A 17,558-nucleotide genomic window follows, 5' to 3' on the forward strand; every position below is an offset into this window, starting at 1 on the left:
GGCCTCTTGCGGACGCACGCAGGGGGCCGCGACGCACGAAGAGGGGTGGGTCGGCGGAAGGGCGAGCACGGTCACACAGTGGATTGCAAGCCCCTTCTATGAGTCGGCTGTGAGTGGATACGGTCGTCCCATGATCAGCACCCGCACCCCCTCGCGTCGCGGCCTCCGCCTCCTGGCGATCGTCCCGGCCGCTGCCCTCGCCTTCTCCCTCACCGCCTGCGCCGGAGAGAGCCGCCCTTCGGTCGACGATGTCGCCGACGGCATCCAGAAGGTCTTCGAGGGCACCCCGCAGGAAGAGGCCATGACCGACGATGCCGCCACCTGCCTGGCCGAGGCCCTGGTCGACTCCGACCTCAGTGATGAGACGCTCGGCTACATCGCCGACGGCGAGGACAAGCAGCGGGACGAGGCAGACAAGGCCCTGACGACCCAGATCATCCAGGACAACCTCCAAGACTGCGTCACGCCCTGAGGGCGGGATCGCAGCGAGGGATGACGGCCTCGGGAGGGCGGCCGTCATCCTTCGTCATATCCGCCCAGGGAATTCTCAGGCTCTCCTAGCGTTGAGCCTCATGGCGTGCACCCGGCGCGCCGCGATTCTGGAGTCCCCACCTCAATGAGCACCACCGCACGCGCCCAGAAGGCGCCAGACACCCGCGGGCCGGTCCGGAAGCTGCTGACCTCGTTCGGCTTCCAGATCATCGCCGCCCTCGTCCTCGGCATCGCCGCCGGTCTGATCGGCCGCCAGCTCGGCGCCACGGCCGAGAACCCGACCGCCCTGTCGGGCACCCTCGACACGATCGGCAGCTCCTATGTGACGCTGCTCCGCGCGGCCGTCGTCCCGCTGATCTTCACCGCGATCGTCGCCAGCATCTCGAACCTCCGTCGCGTGCAGAACGCCGCCCGCCTCGCCGGCCAGACGATCCTGTGGTTCGCGATCACCGCTTTCATCGCGGTCATCATCGGCATCGTCCTCGGTCTCGTGATCCAGCCGGGCAGCCACGCCGGCGACGGCCTGGAGCCCGGCGAGCCGTACACGGTCGGCACCTGGTGGAACTTCCTGCTCGGTCTCATCCCGCAGAACTTCCTCGGCCTGACCGTCAGCACCTCCCCCGGCGCCACCGAGGGTGCGTTCACCTCGAGCGTCGGCTTCAACATCCTCCAGGTGATCGTGGTCGCGGCCGTCGTCGGCATCGCGGCGCTCAAGGCCGGCAAGAAGGCCGAGCCGTTCCTCGTCTTCACCGAGTCGCTGCTCAAGGTCATCCAGCGCGTGCTGTGGTGGATCATCCGCATCGCGCCCCTGGGCACGTTCGGCCTCATCGGCTCCGCCGTCATCAAGTACGGCTGGGAGAAGCTCGCCTCCCTCGGCTGGTTCGCGGGCGCGGTCTACATCGGCCTCGCGCTCGTGCTGTTCGTCGTGTATCCGATCCTGGTGCGCACGCACGGCCTGTCCATCAAGCAGTACTTCTCGGGTGTGTGGCCCGCAGTGCAGCTCGCTTTCGTGAGCCGCTCCTCGATCGGCACGCTCCCCCTCACGGAGCGCGTGACCGAGCGCAACCTCGGCGTCCCCCGCTCCTACGCCTCGTTCGCGGTGCCGCTGGGCGCGACGACGAAGATGGACGGCTGCGCCGCGATCTACCCGGCCATCGCCGCGATCTTCGTGGCGCAGTTCTTCGGCATCGAGCTGAACTTCGTGCAGTACCTGCTGATCGTGATCGTCTCGGTCGTCGGTTCCGCCGCCACCGCCGGCACCACGGGCGCGGTCGTCATGCTCACGCTGACGCTGTCCACCCTGGGACTGCCGCTCGAGGGTGTCGGTCTGCTGCTCGCGATCGACCCGATCCTCGACATGGGCCGTACGGCCGTGAATGTCGCGGGTCAGGCACTCGTCCCCGCGATCGTCGCGAAGCGCGAGGGCATCCTCGACGAGGAGCTCTACAACGCACCCCGCGAGGGCCTGCCCTTCGCCGACGACTCCGGCGACGACGCCCCCGAGGCCGACGCCGCTTCCACCCCGGAGCCCGCCGGCGCGCGCTGACCCGGTCTCCTCACGAGCGCCCCACTTCCTTCCGGAGGTGGGGCGCTCTTGTCTCCCCCTCCCCACCCCCGTCGACCCACCCCTTTGCGTGCGTCCCGGCCCGTTGCGGGCGGTCACAGAGGGGTGGGGCGACCGGAAGGGGGTGGGTCGAGGGGAAGGAGGGGTCAGCTGCGGCTCAGGGGGCGGGTCGCGCCGCGGGTGTCGAGCGCGAGCTCCTCGGCGTCCATCGCGGCCAGCAGCTCCCGCATGACCTCCTCGTCGAGCTCCCCGGCATCGCGCTCAGCGACGAGGATCTCCCGTCGCACCTGCAGCCATCCCTTGGTCAGCGCGACGAGGTCGTCGTAGGACGGGCGGGCCACGGTGTCCTCGACCTGCTGCGCATCGTCGGTGTCCTTCTCCACCCGGGTCATGCGCTTCGTGAACGCGTCGAACATGCCGAGGTCGACCTCGCCGTGCTTCTGCTCCCACTCCCGACGCTTCTCGGCGAGATAGGCCTTGCCCGCCTCGCGGCTCTTGGCCTTGACCGTCTCCAACGCCGCGACGTCCTCCTCGTGCTCCTCATCCCCGGCGATCTCCAAGCGCCGGATGAGCAGCGGCAGCGTGAGCCCCTGCAGCAGGAGCGTGCCGACGGTGACGATGAAGGCGACCACGACGATGGCGTGCGCGGCCTCGGTGTCGAGCCCGGCCAGATCGGCGGCGGCCACCGCGATCGCCAGGGTCACCACGCCGCGCATGCCCGCCCAGGAGATGACCGCGTTGTCCTTCCACGTGAGCCGCAGACCCGCCATGCGCTCGCGCACGATCTGCGTCCGCAGCTCGTCCGTGCTCTGATCGCGCCACCGCCGGGACCGCCGGCGACGCTCGTCGAACTCCCCAGACGCGATGCCACGGTCCATGCGTGCGAGCCGGCGGCGGTCCTGGAAGTTCGACCAGGCGCTGATCGGGTAGATGTAGAGCGGCCGGACGACGAGCACCACGAGCAGCACGGCGCCGGAGAGCAGGAGGATGTGCCCCACCGACTCGCTGCCGAGGTCGTTGAGCACCCGCGGGAACTGGAGGCCGATGTAGGCGAACACGAAGCTCTCCAGCAGCAGGTCGGCCGACAGCCACAGCGGCGCCTCCTGCTGCCGGGTCGTGTAGTCGGTGCGCGGGGCGTTGAAGCCGACGAAGAGGCCCATGGCCACGACCGCGAGGACGCCGGAGCCGAGCAGATGCTCCGCGATGTTGTACGCACCGAACGGGGCGAGAAGACCGAAGGTGCCGATCACGACGGGGTCGCCGATGCGCATCCGGAGCTGGTGCAGCACGATTCCGAAGACGAGCCCGATCCCCACCCCTACGCCGACAGCAAGGAGGAACTGCCCGACGCCGCCCCCGATCGACACGGTCGCTCCGGCGAGGATCGCGGCGAACACCCGGTAGAGCGTGAGCGAGGTCGCGTCGTTGATGAGGCTCTCCCCCGACAGCACCGTCATGATGCGGCGGGGCAGACCGAGACGACGACCGATCGCCGCCGCCGACACCGCGTCCGGCGGAGCGACGATGGCCCCGAGCAGCAGCGCGCCCGGCAGCGTGAGCGACGGCAGGATCCACCAGGCCACGAGTCCGACGGCGAACGCGGTGAGCAGCACCAGCCAGATCCCGAGACGGCGGATCTGCGGGAGGCTGCGCTTGAACCCGACGAACGACACGTCGAGGGCGGCGGAGTACAGCAACGGCGGCAGCACGAGGCCGAGCAGCAGGTGCCCGTCGATCTCCAGCTCCGGCACGAACGGCAGGAACGACGCGGCCAGCGCGACGACGGTCACGAGCAGCGGTGCGGGCCACCCGCGCCACCGCGCGACGGCGGCCACGGCGACGGCTCCGACGAGGACGTAGAAGATCCCGGCTTCCATGCGGAAAGCGTAGCGGCGTCGTCCGCGCTCCCCGGTCCGCGGAGCATGGGCGGGGTGTCAGTCGCGGACGGGGCGCTCCCGTCCCGGCCCGTCCGCATCGAGGGCTTCGCGGAGGCCCGCGTTCTCGTCTTGCAGGTCGAGGACCCGCGCGATCCCGGCGATGTTGATGCCGTCCCCGCGGAGCTCGGCCGCGCGACGCAGGCGGGTGATGTCGTCGTCGCTGTACCGACGCGTGCCGCCGTCACTGCGAGCGGGCGCGAGAAGCCCCTTGCTCTCGAAGAGTCGGATCGTCGCCTCCGGCAGATCGACGAGCTGGGCGGCGACGGCGATGCCGTAGAGCGGGGTGCGCGAGTCGCGTGCGGTCATCCGGGTGTCCTCAGGTCGGGGTTGCGAAGAATCCTGCAAGTGTTTTATAACAAATCTATACCTGACGTGCAGATAATCTGCACACCACCTCAGCCCTTGCAGGGCCGCACGAAAGGAGAAACCTCATGGCACTGACCTTCGATCCCTTCAGCCAGCTCGACCGCTTCGCCGCGAGCGTCTTGGACTCCGTGCGCGCGCCCCGGTCGATGCCGGTGGACCTGTACCGCGACGGGGACCGCTACATCCTGCACGCCGACCTCCCCGGCGCCGACCCGGGCTCCATCGACGTCGACCTCGACGGCGGTCAGCTCACGATCCGCGCCCAGCGCACGGCCGACACCCGTGAGGGCGTGCGCTGGCTCGCCCGCGAGCGCGGGGCCGGGTCGTTCCTGCGCCAGTTCTCGCTCGGCGACGGTGTGGACCTCGACAACATCAGCGCCTCGTATGAGAGCGGTGTCCTGTCGGTCGTCATCCCCGTCAGCGAGCGGGCGAAGCCGCGCAAGATCGTCGTCGAGTCCGGCGAACAGCGCCAGGCGATCGACGCCTGATCATCCTGGGGGCGGTGCACTCGCGCCGCCCCCGCTCTTCTCCTCTTCTCACGGAAAGGACGAATCATGGCACTCTCCCCGACCCTCGACCGTTTCCTCGCCGACATGGAGTACCCGGCGACCCGCGACGATCTCCTGCGCGAAGCGGCGCGGGACGGACTGCCGGCGGAAGATCGCGCGGTGCTGCGCGACCTGCCCGAACAGAGCTACAGCGCCGCCTGGCTCATCCGCTACCGCCTCGCCCGCACCGCTCTCGCCGACGCGCTCACCCCCGCCTCGCGACTCGCCGCCTAGGGAATGCCGGAGCGGCCGCCGAGGTTGCATCCGGAGATGAACGACGTCGCCCTCTCCGTCCTCGACCTCGTGCCGGTCCGCTCCGGCCAGACCAGCGCCGAGGCCATCTCCGCCTCCCTCTCCCTCGCCGCGACCGCCGACCGGCTCGACTACCGCCGGTACTGGTTCGCCGAGCACCACAACATGCCCGCGGTCGCCTCGACCACGCCGCCGGTCCTCATCGCGGCCGCCGCCACGCGCACCTCCCGCATCCGTCTCGGCTCCGGCGGCGTCATGCTCCCGAACCACGCGCCCCTCATCGTGGCCGAGCAGTTCGCCGCCCTCGAAGCCATCGCGCCCGGACGCATCGACCTGGGCCTCGGCCGCGCCCCCGGCAGCGACCCCGTGATCACCCAGCTCCTCCGGGGGTCCGGGACCACCAGCGACGTGGAGCAGTTTCCCCGGCACGTGCAGGACATCGCGGCGCTCTTCACCGCCGACGGCGCCACCGTGCGCTTCACCTCCGGCGGGGAGTACACCGTGCGGGCGACCCCCGCCGCGACAGGAGTGCCCGAGGTGTGGCTGCTGGGGTCGAGCGACTACTCCGCACAGCTCGCCGCCTCCCTCGGCCTGCCGTACGTGTTCGCGAACCACTTCTCCGGACAGGGCCTGGAACGCGCCCTCGACCTCTACCGCACGAACTACCGTCCGAGCGAGGAGCATCCGGAGCCGCGGACCTTCCTCACCGTGAACGCCGTCGCGGCACCGACCGCGGAGGAGGCGGAGGCCCGCGCCCTCCCGCAGCTGCGGATGATGGCGCGACTCCGGCTCAACCAGCCGCTCGTCGCGCTGGAGACCGTCGAACAGGCCCTCGCCGCAGAGCACGACGCCGCAACGGACCAGGTGGTCGAGGCCGCGCGGTCACGGTGGTTCGTCGGCACCGGGGAGTCCGTCGCCGCGGAGGTCCGCTCCTTCGCGACGACCTACGGGGTGGACGAGGTCATGCTCTCCCCGGTCGCCGGAGCCTACGACGCGGAGCCGAAGGACTCGGCTGCGGGGCGCGCCAAGACGCTGGAGCTCGTCGCGGGCGCGTGAGTCGCGTCTCGGGCGCGTGAGTCGTCGCGTCTCGCGTCGCGGGATCGATAGCGGTCCCCGGAGCGGTCCGGCCGGCACTCTTTTGATCCCGGGTCCGGCCCCTTCCGAGGTGCGGGATCGATAACGGTCCCCCGCCTGCCCCGTGCGGCACCTTTTTGATCCCGCACCCTTGACACCCGCCGCCCCCTCGCTCACGCCATGTGCGCCGAGCGCCTCGGCACGCGGGACCAGAAACGTGCCTCGGACCGCCATCGGAGGGGCATCTCTGATCCCGCTCGACGGGGACGTCTTCGCCACAGGTCCGTGTAGGTTCGGGTTTTCCACAGGAGCCGGACGGAGCGAGAGGAGACCGTCGGAGGGCGGGCACGCCACGGACAGCATGGACGCATGCGACACCGGATCCCTCTTCCACCTGACCTCGGCCCTCACTTCGCCGTCCGTGACGCCGCTGCCATCGGGGTCGGGCGGAAGAGGTACTCCAGCCGAGACCTCTCGCGGCCGTTCGCCGGCGTGCGGTCGACGGTGGAGCCCGCCACCTTCGACGATCGAGTCGCCTCCTACCTGCCGCGCCTCCGCCAGGGCCAGGCCTTCGCCGGCCGTACGGCCCTGCGACTGTGGGGCCTTCCCACACCCGTCCGCTGGTCACCCAGCGAGCCCCTCGATGTCGCTGTGCCCACCGGGACATCACCGCCCCGGACGGCCGGTGTCCGGGGGCGCCGTATCGCGCCCGGACGGGCAGATGCGTGGGACGTCAACGGAGTGCCGATGGTCGACCCGGTCAGCACACTGTTCCTGTGTGCACGGGAGTTCGCGTCGACGCCGATGGTCGTCGCGCTTGATGCCCTCCTAACGGCGTCCGATGTCTATCCGGGGCTGAGGACGGGCCGGCCTGTGGCAACCGCGGACAGCATCGAACGGCACTTGGTGCGATGGGGACGCTTCCCCGGGTGCGGCCGCATCCGAGAGGCGCTGCCGCTCGCGCGCCCGGGTGTCGAGTCCCCGAAGGAGACGGAGACCCGCCTGCTGCTCGTGAGCCTCGGACTGCCGGAGCCCGCCGTCCAGCACGTCGTCTCCCCGGGCGGACGCTTCCTCGCCAGGGTCGACCTCGCTTATCCGGAATACCGCATCGCCATCGAGTACGAAGGCGACGGCCACCGGACGGACCGCGATCAGTGGCGGGCCGATATCCGGCGCCAACGCGACCTCGAAGACCACGGGTGGCTCGTGATCCGGATGACCGAGCTCGATCTGCGCGATGGCGGAACGGTTCTCGCCGCGCGCGTCCGTCGTGCGCTCGACCTTCGACGCCACCTCTGGGGTTGAGGTCCGTGTCACGGGCCGAACGGGAAGGCTTCTCCCCGGGAAGGGGCTGGCCCCGGGCCGCACTGAGGCGTAGCCTCGGCCGCAGAGAGAGGGGTTCGACGATGAGCACCAAGACACTCGCACTGTGGGTCGCCTACGGGACGAACGGTGTGGTGGGGAGCATCCGCCACGATGAGGACGGCTATGTGGTGACCATGGCGGGAGCGGACGCGGCGGCCGGCACCTATCCCAGCCTCGCCTCCGCGAAGGGCGCGCTGCACGCCCGCATGCTGCCCGGCAGCGCCTGGCCGCGGTTCCAGGAGCACTGAGCACCCCACCACGCGTGCGGGATCGGAAAGGCGCCTCCTGCGACGGGGAGAGGCGCGAATCTGATCCCGCAGTGATCGCTACCGCGGGAGCGAGGCGGTATCTCCGCGTGGGTGTGTCCGGACGCTGCCCCGCAAGGCCACGAGTACGGGGATCAGACGCGCTCGTCCCGCACAGCCTCAGGCGCCGGGATCAAAAGGGTTCCTCGCCGCGCCCGGAGACGCGCATTCTCGAACCCACGTAGATGATGCGGCGCGATGCGGGATGGAGAACGTGCGCGAGTCGGGTCGGGGACGTGCGTTTTCGATCCCGCACCCGGCATCCCTGCGGGACTCCAGGACTCCGGGACTCCGGGGCTGCGGGCCGGCGGGACTGCGGGACGGAATCCGCGCGTTGACCGCGTCGGGGAGGCGCGAGATGGATCCCGCATGCGCACGGCACACGGGGGCGCGCGACGCACGGGCCGCGGCGAGACTCAGGCCTCGGGTTCGCCGGAGAGGATGCCGCGGAGCCAGTCGCGGGCCTCGATGAAGACCTCGTCCGAGTAGCGGTCGGGGTACTGCACGATCTGCCGATCGGCACGGGGATAGGACCCGAGGAACACCACGCGGGGGCTGAAGCGGCGGATCCCGAGCAGGGCGTCGGCCATCCGCTCGTGCTCGATGTGACCGTCCGCGTCGATCACGAACCGGTACCGGCCGAGCTCGTCGCCGATCGGCCGGGACTCGATGAGCGAGAGGTTGATGCCGCGCGTCGAGAACTGCTCCAGCATCTCGAGGAGCGAACCAGGGTGGTCGTGCGGGAGCTCCACGATCAACGAGGTCTTGTCGGCACCGGTCGGCGCGGGCGAACGCGTGGTCCGCGTGACGAGGACGAACCGGGTCACGGCCGCCGCGTTGTCGCCGATGCCCTCGGCGAGGACGTCCACGTCGTAGTGCTGCACGATACCCGGGGCGGCGATCGCGGCCTGCGCGGGCGAGCTGCCGTCGAGGACACCGATGGCCGAGGCGACGTTGCTCGCCGCCGGCACGTGCGAGTGGGTCGGAAGGTGTTCGCCGAGCCAGCCGTGGCACTGCGCGTAGGCGACAGGGTGCGCGGCGATGACCTCGACCTGGTCGAGAGTGGTGCCGCGCGGTGCGACGAGGACGAAGTTCACCCGCACGAGGTACTCGCCGATGATCCGGAGCCCCGGCAGAGTCGCCAGCGCATCCTGCGTGGTGGACACACCGCCCTCGATGGAGTTCTCGATCGCGATCATGGCCGCGTCGCTGCGTCCTTCGAGCACATCCGCGAGCGCCTCACCCACGTTGTGCACCGGCCGCCAGTCCTGCCCCCTGGCCTCGGCCACCTGGTCGAGCGCCGCCTCCGTGAAGGTTCCGGCTGGTCCGAGATAGCTGTAGGTGCGGCGTGCAGTCACGGCGTTCAGCCTATCCCTCGGTGACTCATCGCAATCCCGCATGTCAAGCCGGATGCGAGCATCCGCCGCACGGGGCAGACTGAGTGCATGAGCAGCCGTGCCGGCCTCCCCGCGGAGGAAAGTGACCTGATCGACGTCGACGAGCTGATCGCCGCCTACTACGACCGCGTGCCGAACCCGGACGTCCCGAGCGAACGGGTCGTGTTCGGCACCAGCGGCCACCGCGGCTCGTCGCTCACCAAGAGCTTCAACGAGAACCACATCCTCGCCACGACCCAGGCGATCGTCGACTACCGTGCGGCGCAGGGCATCACCGGCCCCCTCTTCCTGGGGCGCGACACCCACGCCCTCTCCCTCCCCGCAGAGCGGAGCGCCATCGAGGTCCTGCTCGCGAACGGAGTGGACGTGCGCGTCGACGCCCGGGACTCCTGGGTGCCGACCCCGGCGCTGAGTCACGCGATCCTCACGTACAACCGCGACCGCGCCGCCGACGACCCGGGGCGCGCGGACGGCATCGTCGTGACCCCCTCGCACAACCCGCCCCGCGACGGCGGCTTCAAGTACAACCCGCCCCACGGCGGTCCCGCCGACACCGATGCGACCGGCTGGATCGCCGACCGCGCCAACCAGCTCATCGCGGGCGGCCTGGCCGAGGTGCGCCGCGAGCGCTTCGCCGACGTGGACTGGGACGCCATCACCGGATACGACTTCCGCGACGCCTACGTGCGCGACCTCCCGTCGATCATCGACATCGAGGCGATCCGCCGCGCCGGCGTACGTATCGGCGCGGACCCGCTGGGCGGCGCCTCGGTGGAGTACTGGTCGCTGATCGCCGAGATGCACGACATCGACCTCACGGTCGTCAATCCCGAGGTCGACCCCACGTGGCGCTTCATGACCCTCGACTGGGACGAGAAGATCCGGATGGACCCGTCGTCTCCGTCGGCCATGGCGTCGCTCGTCGCGAAGAAGGGCGACTACGACATCCTCACCGGGAACGACGCGGACGCGGACCGGCACGGCATCGTCACCCCCGACGCCGGGCTCATGAACCCGAACCACTTCCTCGCCGTCGCCATCGACTACCTCTTCTCGCACCGGGAGCACTGGCCGCGCGAGTCGGCGGTCGGCAAGACGCTGGTGTCGTCGATGATCATCGACCGCGTGGCCGAGTCGCTCGGGAGGCGTCTGCTGGAGGTCCCGGTCGGCTTCAAGTGGTTCGTGCCCGGGCTGCTCGACGGTTCCGTGGCGTTCGGCGGCGAGGAGTCGGCGGGGGCCTCGTTCCTGCGGCACGACGGCTCCGTATGGTCGACCGACAAGGACGGCATCCTCCTCTGCCTGCTCGCGGCGGAGATCCTCGCGGTGACCGGCAAGACCCCGTCGCAGCGCTACGCGGAGCTCGAGGACGCCTTCGGTTCGTCCGCCTACCAGCGCGTCGACGCCCCGGCCACCCCTGAGCAGAAGGCGACGCTGGGCAAGCTGACTCCGGAATCGGTGACGGCGACCACCCTCGCCGGCGAGGACATCGTCGCGAAGCTCTCGCACGCTCCCGGCAACGGTGCGGCGATCGGCGGCCTGAAGGTGCAGACTCCGCACGCCTGGTTCGCCGCGCGACCGTCCGGCACCGAGGACGTCTACAAGCTCTACGCCGAGAGCCTGCGCGGCCCCGAGCACCTCGCCGAGGTGCAGGCCGAAGCCCGCGCCGTGGTGTCCGCCGCCCTCGGCGACTGACTCCGCCCCCGCGGGATCCGCGGGTGCCGCGGGATCCGCGGGTGCCGCGGGATCGAAACCGCTCCCCTCGGCCACCGCCGAGGGGAGTTTTCGATCCCGCACCCCGGTGGACACCTCGTGCGGGATCGAGAGTGCGCCTGGCACGCGCCGGAGTGGGACGTGATCGATCCCGCGACCCGGGTCGAGCGAATCCACCGAGTGCGCGCGTACGTCCCAAGGCCGTGGCGACGAGTCCTTCCGTTGTCGCAGGTCGGCCGCCCGTCTTCCGCCCACCGCTCCCGGTCGCGGGGTCGAAAACGTCCCTGCGAGAGATCGCGGAGGAGCGGTTTCGATCCCGTCCCGCCGGCCACCCCTGTCGCGGGATCCAAAACGTCCCTGCGAGAGACCGCGAAGGAGCGGTTTCGATCCCGTCCCGCGGGCCACCCCGGTCGCGGGATCGAAAACGTCCCCGCGAGAGACCGCGGAGGAGCGGTTTCGATCCCGTCCCGCCGGCCACCCCTGTCGCGGGATCGAAAACGTCCCTGGGGGCCTTCGCGGAGGGGCGGTTTCGATCCCGGACGATCCCGGACGGGACGGGGCGGGACGGGACGGGACCGGACGGGGCCGGACGGGACGGGGCGGGACGGGACGGGGCGGGACGGGACGGGACGGGACGGGGTCAGTCGGCGTCGGTGGAGGAGCCGAGGAGCTCGCGGACGCGGCTGGAGACGCGGTGGAACTCCTCCGTCTCCAGAACGTCGGCGTAGCCGCGGCGGGCCGGGAGGTCGACGCGGTGCTCCTCCAGGATCCGTCCGGGGCGCGGACCCATCACGATGACGCGGCTGGCGAGGTAGACGGCCTCCGCGACCGAGTGGGTCACGAGCAGCACGGTCGTGCCGGTGGCGCTCCAGATCCGGTTGAGCTCGACGTTCATGCGCTCACGCGTAAGGGCGTCGAGGGCACCGAACGGCTCGTCCATGAGCAGCACCCGCGGCTCGTGCAGCAGCGCCCGACACAGCGACACCCGCTGCTGCATGCCGCCGGAGAGCTCGTGCGGCAGCGACTTCTCGAAGCCGGTGAGGCCGGTCATCTCGATGAGCTCGTCGGCACGGGCCTGGGCCTTGCGCATGTCCATCCCGCGCATCTCGGCCTGCAGGAGGATGTTGCCGCGGACGCTGCGCCATTCCAGGAGCGCCGCCCGCTGGAACACGTAGCCGATGTCCTGCCGCGGACCCCGGACCTCGTCGCCGCGCAGGCGGATGCTGCCCCGGCTCGGAGCGGTGAGTCCGGCGACGGCCTTCAGGAGGGTCGACTTGCCGCAGCCCGAGGGCCCGGCGATGGAGAGGAACTCCCCCTCCTCGACGCGCAGGTCGACGCCCTCGAGGGCCGTGACCTGGCGCCGCTTGGAGGCGAAGGTGATCGCGAGATCCGAGACCTCGAGCGCCGGAGCGGTGCTCGTGGCCGCGGGTCCGCGTTCCTGCTGAACGTGAGTGTCCATGACGATCGGTCTCACTTCCCGGGGGTGAAGGCGTCGTCGAAGTAGGTCTCCACATCGCCGTCGCCCGAGATGAGCCCGGCCTCGGACAGCACCTCCAACGTGGACTCCCAGTCCTCGGTGGCGTTCGCGCCGGGAGCCTGGCCCTCGGTGGCGTCGGTGTGGAGCAGCTCGATGGTCTCCTCCCACTGGTGCAGCAGGACCTCCTGCGACGGCATCTGCGGGTCCTTGCCCTCCATCGCGGCCACTGCGGCCTCGGGGTCCTCCTGCGCGGCGTCGAAAGCCTCCGAGGTCGCGGCGACCAGCGCCTCGACGAGCTCCGGGTCGTTCTCGATGGTGTCGGTCGGCGCGATGAGGCCGTTGCTGAAGAAGTTCAGGCCGGCGTCGGAGTAGCGCAGGTACTCGACGTCCTTGCCGCTCTTGTCGGCGATGGTCGGACCCTGGTCATGTGCGAAGCCGATGAGACCGTCGACCTTCCCGGACAGCATGGCGGCGATCTTCCCCGCGGCGTCGAGGTTCTGCTGCGTCACATCGCCCTCCTCCAGGCCCACGGCCTCGAGGTACATCGGGAAGGTCGTGGTCGGGGCGTCGCCCGCGGAGACCGCGATGGTCTTGCCCTTGAGGTCTTCGGGGCTGGAGATGCCGGAGTCGGCGAAGACCTGCACGGCCGACGGCGTGGTCTGCAGGAAGACGCCGACGCTCTTGATGCCGACGCCCTTGTCGATGTTCGCGAGGACGGCGGGGGTGTCCGCCCAGCCGAAGTCGACCTGCCCCTGCCCGACGGCCTGCGCGGTCTTCGTCGAGCCCTGGCCGGCCTTGATCGTGAGATCGATGCCGTGCTCCTCGAAGATGCCCTGGTCGACGCCGTAGTAGAACGCCGCGTGCTCGCCGTACGGGTACCAGTTGAGCATGAGGGTGACGGGCGTGAGCTCCCCGCCGTCACCGTCGCCGGAGCTCGCCGGGGTCGTCGATCCTCCGCAGCCGGAGAGGGCGAGCACCGCGGCGGACGCGAGGGCGATCGAGCTGAGGATGGTGCCTGACTTCTTCATCAGTGCCTTCTTTCGTGGGGGCGAGGGGGGTCAGAGTCGGACGGTGGCCGCGGCGACGTCGCGCTTGGAGGCGTGCCACGGGATGAGGAAGCGTTCGGCGATCTGGATGATGCCGAAGAGGATGACGCCGAGCAGCGACATGATGATGAGCGCGGCGAAGAGCATGGCGGTGTCGAGGTTGCCGTTGGCCTGCAGGATCACGTAGCCGAGGCCCTCGTTCGCGCCGACGAACTCGCCGACGACGGCACCGGTGACCGCGAGCGTCGCGGCGACCTTGAGACCGGAGAGGAGCTCGGGCAGCGCCGCGGGCAGCCGCACCTTGAGGAAGGTCTTGAAGCGGCTCGCTCCCATGGTCGACGCGAGCTGGAGGATCTCCGGGTCGACGGTGCGCAGGCCCGCGAGGCCCGAGATGACGACCGGGAAGAACGCCATGAGCACGGCCACGAGGATCTTCGGCTCCGCGCCGAACCCGAGCCAGACCACGAACAGCGGAGCGATCGCGATCTTCGGGATGACCTGGGCGAAGAGGATGACCGGGTAGAGCGTCTGCTCCAGACCCCGCGAGTACACCATGAGCACGGCGACGAGGACGCCGACGACGACCGCGATGACGAAACCGATCACGGTCTCGTAGGTGGTGACCCAGGTGTTCTGCGCGAGGTAGGCGGCGTTGTCGGTGAAGGCCGCCCAGGTGTCGGCGGGCGACGGGATGATGAACGCGGGCACCCACCCGAGGCTCGTGGAGACCCACCAGAGGGCGAGCACCGCGAGCACGAAGACGAGCGGGTGCCAGTGACGGCTCCACCAGCGGACGATGCCCGGAGGCTCGGGGCGGTCGGCGGCGATCGCCAGGGTCATGGTCGCGGAGGGGGCAGACGACATGGGGTCCTCGACATCTTCGTGAAGGATTCGGGAAAGCGCATTCCCGTTCGGTGTTGCGAGTCTATGCCGACCGTTCTGCCGTGTCAACGCACCGTGTCGCACCCGCGCGGATCTCGCGCGTCGGGGCGGCCTCCGGGTCGGTCACCGCGACCGGGCCAGCTCCGCGCCCGCGACCCGGAGCCAGCGCGCGGGGTCGGCCACGGCGGCGGCGGACGACCCCGCCAACGCGGTCAGCGACACGGCCCGCGTGAACAGGCCGGCGTCGGCATCGTCCGCGATCCGACCCGCGGCGAGCAGAGGACGCGCCCCCGCCTCGACGGCGAGCGCGGCGAGGAAGGACGGCACCTTCCCGTCACCCGACTGTCCGTCGTACGACCCCTCGCCGGTGATCACGGCCTCGGCGCCACGGACGGCCCCGGCCAGTTCGACGAGCGCGGCCACCTCGGCCGCCCCCGGGGCGAGGATCCCGCCCCAGCGCACGAGCGCCGCCCCCGTACCGCCGGCGGCACCCGTGCCGGGGAGCTGCGGATCGACGGGAAGGAGGGCGGCGAGACCGGCGAGCGCGTCGTCGACCCGGGCGATGTCGCCGGGCTCCGTGAGCCCCTTCTGCGGACCGAACACCGCCGCCGCGCCGCAAGACCCGGTGAGCGGATTCGTGACATCGGTCAGCACGCGGACATCCGGCGCGGTGCGCAGCGCGCCGAGATCCGCCGTGGCGATGTCCGCCAGACCCCGGGCTCCCCTCGCGACCGGCCGACCGTCCCCGTCGAGGAAGCGCGCGCCGAGGGCGGCGAGCATGCCGGTGCCGCCGTCGGTCGAGGCGCTGGAGCCGATGCCGAGGATCAGTCGCGAGACGCCGTGATCGAGGGCGGCGGCGATCGCCTGCCCGAAGCCGGTCGTATCGGCATCCCAGGGCCGCAGGCCGTCGAGGAGCTCGATGCCCGAGGTCGAGGCGATGTCGACGACGCCCGTGCCGCCGGGAGCATCGGTCGTGCTCGGCAGGAGCAGCCAGGACGTCTCGACGGGAGCGCCCGCCGGGCCGTCGACGGTGACCGGCATGCGCTGTGCATCCGGTACGGCCGTCGCGAACGCCGCGACGGTCCCCTCCCCGCCGTCGGCCATCGGGCGGAGGACGATGTCCGCCGCCGGCTCGACCTCCCGCCAGCCGTCGGCGAGCGCTGCCGCGGCCTCCGCCGCCGTGATCGTGCCCTTGAAACTGTCCGGAGCGATGACGACGCGGGTCATGCCCGGAGCCCCGGGGTGCTCGCGCGCACGACCACCTCGAGCGGGAGCGTCGGCTGCTGCCAGTCCTCGTCGACGATCGCGCGGAAGGCCTGATACCCGGCATCGCTCAGCGGCACGCAGACCGTGGTGAGGGCCGGTGTCACATCGCGACTCGAGGGCACGTCGTCGAAACCGCAGACGGCGATGTCCGCGCCGACCTCCCGGCCCGCCGCGCGGATGGCCGCCATCGCCCCGATGGCCACCACGTCGCTGATGCCGAACACGACGGTACCCTCGGGGACCCCGGCTGCCAGGGCCTCGGCCATCGCCGCCGCCGCCGACTCGCGGCGGAAGTCTCCGCGGACGGTCTGCGCGACCTCGCCGCCGCCCTCCGCGAACCCGGCGCGGAAGCCCGCCAGCCGGTCGTCCGAGGTGCGCACGCCCTCCGCCGCCCCGACGAGCACTGCCGAGCGATACCCGAGTTCCGCCATCCGACGGCCGAGCGCGGCGGCCCCGGCCCGGTTGTCGATCTCCACCCGGCGGTCGCCGTCGCCGTCCGCGCCGAACGCGACGACACGGCCCCCGAGGCGGGTGAACTCGGCGAGCTCGCGGGCGGTCTCCGCCTGCCCCTCCTCCTGCGTGCGCGAGGCGGCGAGGATGAGCCCCTGCGGTCGCTGTCCGCGCAGCGCACGGACGATCCGCGCCTCCCGCGCCGGGTCGCGCTCGGTGATGGCCACGGTCACGACGAGACCCTGCTCGTCGGCACCCCGCGCGACCCCCGATGCGATGAGTCCGAAGTAGGGGTCGGCGATGTCCGCGACGAGGAGCGCGATCACCGGCGAGCGTCCGCGGGCGGTCGCCTGCGCGGAGACGTTGGCGGTGTAGCCGAGGGCTTCGGCGGCGGCCTCCACGCGTTCCCGGAAGGGCGCCGCGACCTTGCGCTCGGAACCGTTCAGCACGCGAGAGGCGGTCGCCAGCGAGACCCCGGCCTCGAGCGCGACGTCATGCAGCGTGGGCGCCGGTCCCCGGGCGTGACGGGGGCGACGCGCGGCCGGCGGCTCTGCCGGTGTGGCGGACGGGGTCATGCTCTGAGCCTACCGACGAGGACGGATCCGCTTCGAGGGACGCTCACGGCCGCCGTCCGAGGAAACCGAGCAGGGCGGCGGCCTCACCGGCGAGGAGCTCGGGGGCGTCGTCGGGCACGAACTCCAACAGGGCGTCACGCGGCGGGTGCGGGGTGGCGGCCGCTTCCGCGAAGAACCGTGTCCAGAGCGCGGACCTCGAGCGCAGCGGGTGCCGTTCGGTGCGCGGCCACCAGGAGAAGACATGAGCGGCGGAGACATGGGGGCTGAGCCGACGGAACTCCTCGAGCACCGCGGGGACGGCGGCGCCGACCGTGGGCTGCCAGTACGTCGACAGCATCGGGTGGTCGACCTCGTGCAGGAGCTCGAGGGTGGCCGGGGCGGTGTCGGCGAGCGTGCCGCCGTGGAACTCCAGGGCGAGCCCGATACCGCGGGCAGCCGCCTCGACCGCCGCCGCGCGGAGCCGCGTCACGACGCGGGCACGCTCCTGCGCGGACACCTCCGCGGAGCCGTGACTCCCTGCCCACACCCGCACGCGGTCGGCTCCGAGGGCCGCGGCACTGTCGAGGACCGCGGTCAGCGACTCCTCCGATCCGGCGCGGAAGTACGACCCGTAGGACGCGACGGCGAGCCCGGCATCCGTGGTCATCCGCGCGACCTCCGCCGCGCGGCCGACCTCCCCCGGTGGCACATGCACGTCCCCGCCCCACTCGATCACGTCGAGACCCGCGGCGGCCGCGAGCGCGACGATCCTCTCCGGCGGCAGGGCACGGAACGTCACCGAGCACAGTCCCGCACGGATCCCCGTCATCCCGTCATCCTCTCAGTCCTCCCGATCTCCTTGGTCGGACGTCC

Annotated in this window: 17 protein-coding genes; 8 read left to right on the forward strand and 9 right to left on the reverse strand. The window is 71.2% G+C overall.

The genetic code is table 11. The annotated features are described in order from the left end of the window. The first annotated feature begins 130 nt into the window (after positions 1-130). Positions 131-472 (forward strand): hypothetical protein, encoded by a 342-nt coding sequence (locus AB0310_RS07800; RefSeq protein WP_366236957.1) that lies wholly within the window; start codon positions 131-133, stop codon positions 470-472. A gap of 144 nt (positions 473-616) precedes the next feature. After that, positions 617-2,038, forward strand: coding sequence for a dicarboxylate/amino acid:cation symporter (locus tag AB0310_RS07805; RefSeq protein ID WP_187662442.1), 1,422 nt, complete (start codon positions 617-619; stop codon positions 2,036-2,038). A 164-nt stretch (positions 2,039-2,202) separates the two neighbouring features. On the opposite strand, the gene AB0310_RS07810 is transcribed toward AB0310_RS07805, so the two are convergent. Next, on the reverse strand, positions 2,203-3,933 hold the full coding sequence (locus AB0310_RS07810; protein ID WP_187662443.1) for a cation:proton antiporter: 1,731 nt from the start codon (positions 3,931-3,933) through the stop codon (positions 2,203-2,205). Between the two features lie 57 nt (positions 3,934-3,990). Continuing rightward, on the reverse strand, positions 3,991-4,299 hold the full coding sequence (locus tag AB0310_RS07815; protein WP_187662444.1) for a MerR family transcriptional regulator: 309 nt from the start codon (positions 4,297-4,299) through the stop codon (positions 3,991-3,993). A gap of 125 nt (positions 4,300-4,424) precedes the next feature. Here AB0310_RS07815 and AB0310_RS07820 point away from each other — a divergent pair, with 125 nt between their 5' ends. From AB0310_RS07820 to AB0310_RS07840, 5 genes are all read left to right on the forward strand, one after another. Then, positions 4,425-4,847 carry an Hsp20/alpha crystallin family protein gene (locus tag AB0310_RS07820; protein WP_025105470.1) on the forward strand — a complete coding sequence of 141 codons (423 nt, stop codon included), beginning with the start codon at positions 4,425-4,427 and terminating at the stop codon, positions 4,845-4,847. Positions 4,848-4,913: 66 nt separating this feature from the next. Further along, on the forward strand, positions 4,914-5,141 hold the full coding sequence (locus AB0310_RS07825; RefSeq protein WP_259953410.1) for a DUF2795 domain-containing protein: 228 nt from the start codon (positions 4,914-4,916) through the stop codon (positions 5,139-5,141). A gap of 36 nt (positions 5,142-5,177) precedes the next feature. Beyond that, the gene (locus tag AB0310_RS07830; RefSeq protein ID WP_366236958.1) at positions 5,178-6,215 is read left to right on the forward strand and encodes an LLM class flavin-dependent oxidoreductase; all 1,038 of its coding nucleotides are present in this window, start codon (positions 5,178-5,180) and stop codon (positions 6,213-6,215) included. Between the two features lie 891 nt (positions 6,216-7,106). Next, on the forward strand, positions 7,107-7,538 hold the full coding sequence (locus tag AB0310_RS07835) for an endonuclease domain-containing protein (RefSeq protein WP_366236959.1): 432 nt from the start codon (positions 7,107-7,109) through the stop codon (positions 7,536-7,538). 101 nt (positions 7,539-7,639) lie between these two features. Continuing rightward, complete coding sequence (locus AB0310_RS07840) at positions 7,640-7,846, forward strand: methyltransferase (RefSeq protein WP_101848254.1); 207 nt, start codon at positions 7,640-7,642, stop codon at positions 7,844-7,846. A gap of 473 nt (positions 7,847-8,319) precedes the next feature. Here AB0310_RS07840 and pheA read toward each other — a convergent pair whose 3' ends face one another. Beyond that, positions 8,320-9,303 carry a prephenate dehydratase gene (pheA, locus tag AB0310_RS07845; RefSeq protein ID WP_259953402.1) on the reverse strand — a complete coding sequence of 328 codons (984 nt, stop codon included), beginning with the start codon at positions 9,301-9,303 and terminating at the stop codon, positions 8,320-8,322. A 45-nt stretch (positions 9,304-9,348) separates the two neighbouring features. Here pheA and pgm point away from each other — a divergent pair, with 45 nt between their 5' ends. Beyond that, positions 9,349-10,992: a phosphoglucomutase (alpha-D-glucose-1,6-bisphosphate-dependent) gene (gene pgm, locus AB0310_RS07850; RefSeq protein WP_366236960.1), complete on the forward strand. Its 1,644-nt coding sequence runs from the start codon at positions 9,349-9,351 to the stop codon at positions 10,990-10,992. Between the two features lie 658 nt (positions 10,993-11,650). Here the strand turns inward: pgm and AB0310_RS07855 are convergent. From AB0310_RS07855 to AB0310_RS07880, 6 genes are all read right to left on the reverse strand, one after another. Then, complete coding sequence (locus AB0310_RS07855) at positions 11,651-12,469, reverse strand: ABC transporter ATP-binding protein (protein ID WP_060922883.1); 819 nt, start codon at positions 12,467-12,469, stop codon at positions 11,651-11,653. Positions 12,470-12,480: 11 nt separating this feature from the next. Beyond that, the gene (locus AB0310_RS07860; RefSeq protein WP_366236961.1) at positions 12,481-13,515 is read right to left on the reverse strand and encodes an ABC transporter substrate-binding protein; all 1,035 of its coding nucleotides are present in this window, start codon (positions 13,513-13,515) and stop codon (positions 12,481-12,483) included. A gap of 30 nt (positions 13,516-13,545) precedes the next feature. Then, positions 13,546-14,397, reverse strand: coding sequence for an ABC transporter permease (locus tag AB0310_RS07865; protein WP_085605959.1), 852 nt, complete (start codon positions 14,395-14,397; stop codon positions 13,546-13,548). 141 nt (positions 14,398-14,538) lie between these two features. Continuing rightward, positions 14,539-15,642: a glycerate kinase gene (locus AB0310_RS07870; RefSeq protein ID WP_366236962.1), complete on the reverse strand. Its 1,104-nt coding sequence runs from the start codon at positions 15,640-15,642 to the stop codon at positions 14,539-14,541. Then, entirely contained in the window at positions 15,639-16,706 is a 1,068-nt protein-coding gene (locus AB0310_RS07875) for a LacI family DNA-binding transcriptional regulator (protein ID WP_366236963.1), read from the reverse strand. The genes AB0310_RS07870 and AB0310_RS07875 overlap by 4 nt, the downstream gene beginning before the upstream one ends. A gap of 43 nt (positions 16,707-16,749) precedes the next feature. Then, positions 16,750-17,514 carry a sugar phosphate isomerase/epimerase family protein gene (locus AB0310_RS07880; RefSeq protein ID WP_366236964.1) on the reverse strand — a complete coding sequence of 255 codons (765 nt, stop codon included), beginning with the start codon at positions 17,512-17,514 and terminating at the stop codon, positions 16,750-16,752. Positions 17,515-17,558: the final 44 nt, after the last annotated feature.

It is taken from the genome of Microbacterium meiriae (assembly GCF_040702565.1).
GTDB classification, from domain to species: domain Bacteria; phylum Actinomycetota; class Actinomycetes; order Actinomycetales; family Microbacteriaceae; genus Microbacterium; species Microbacterium meiriae.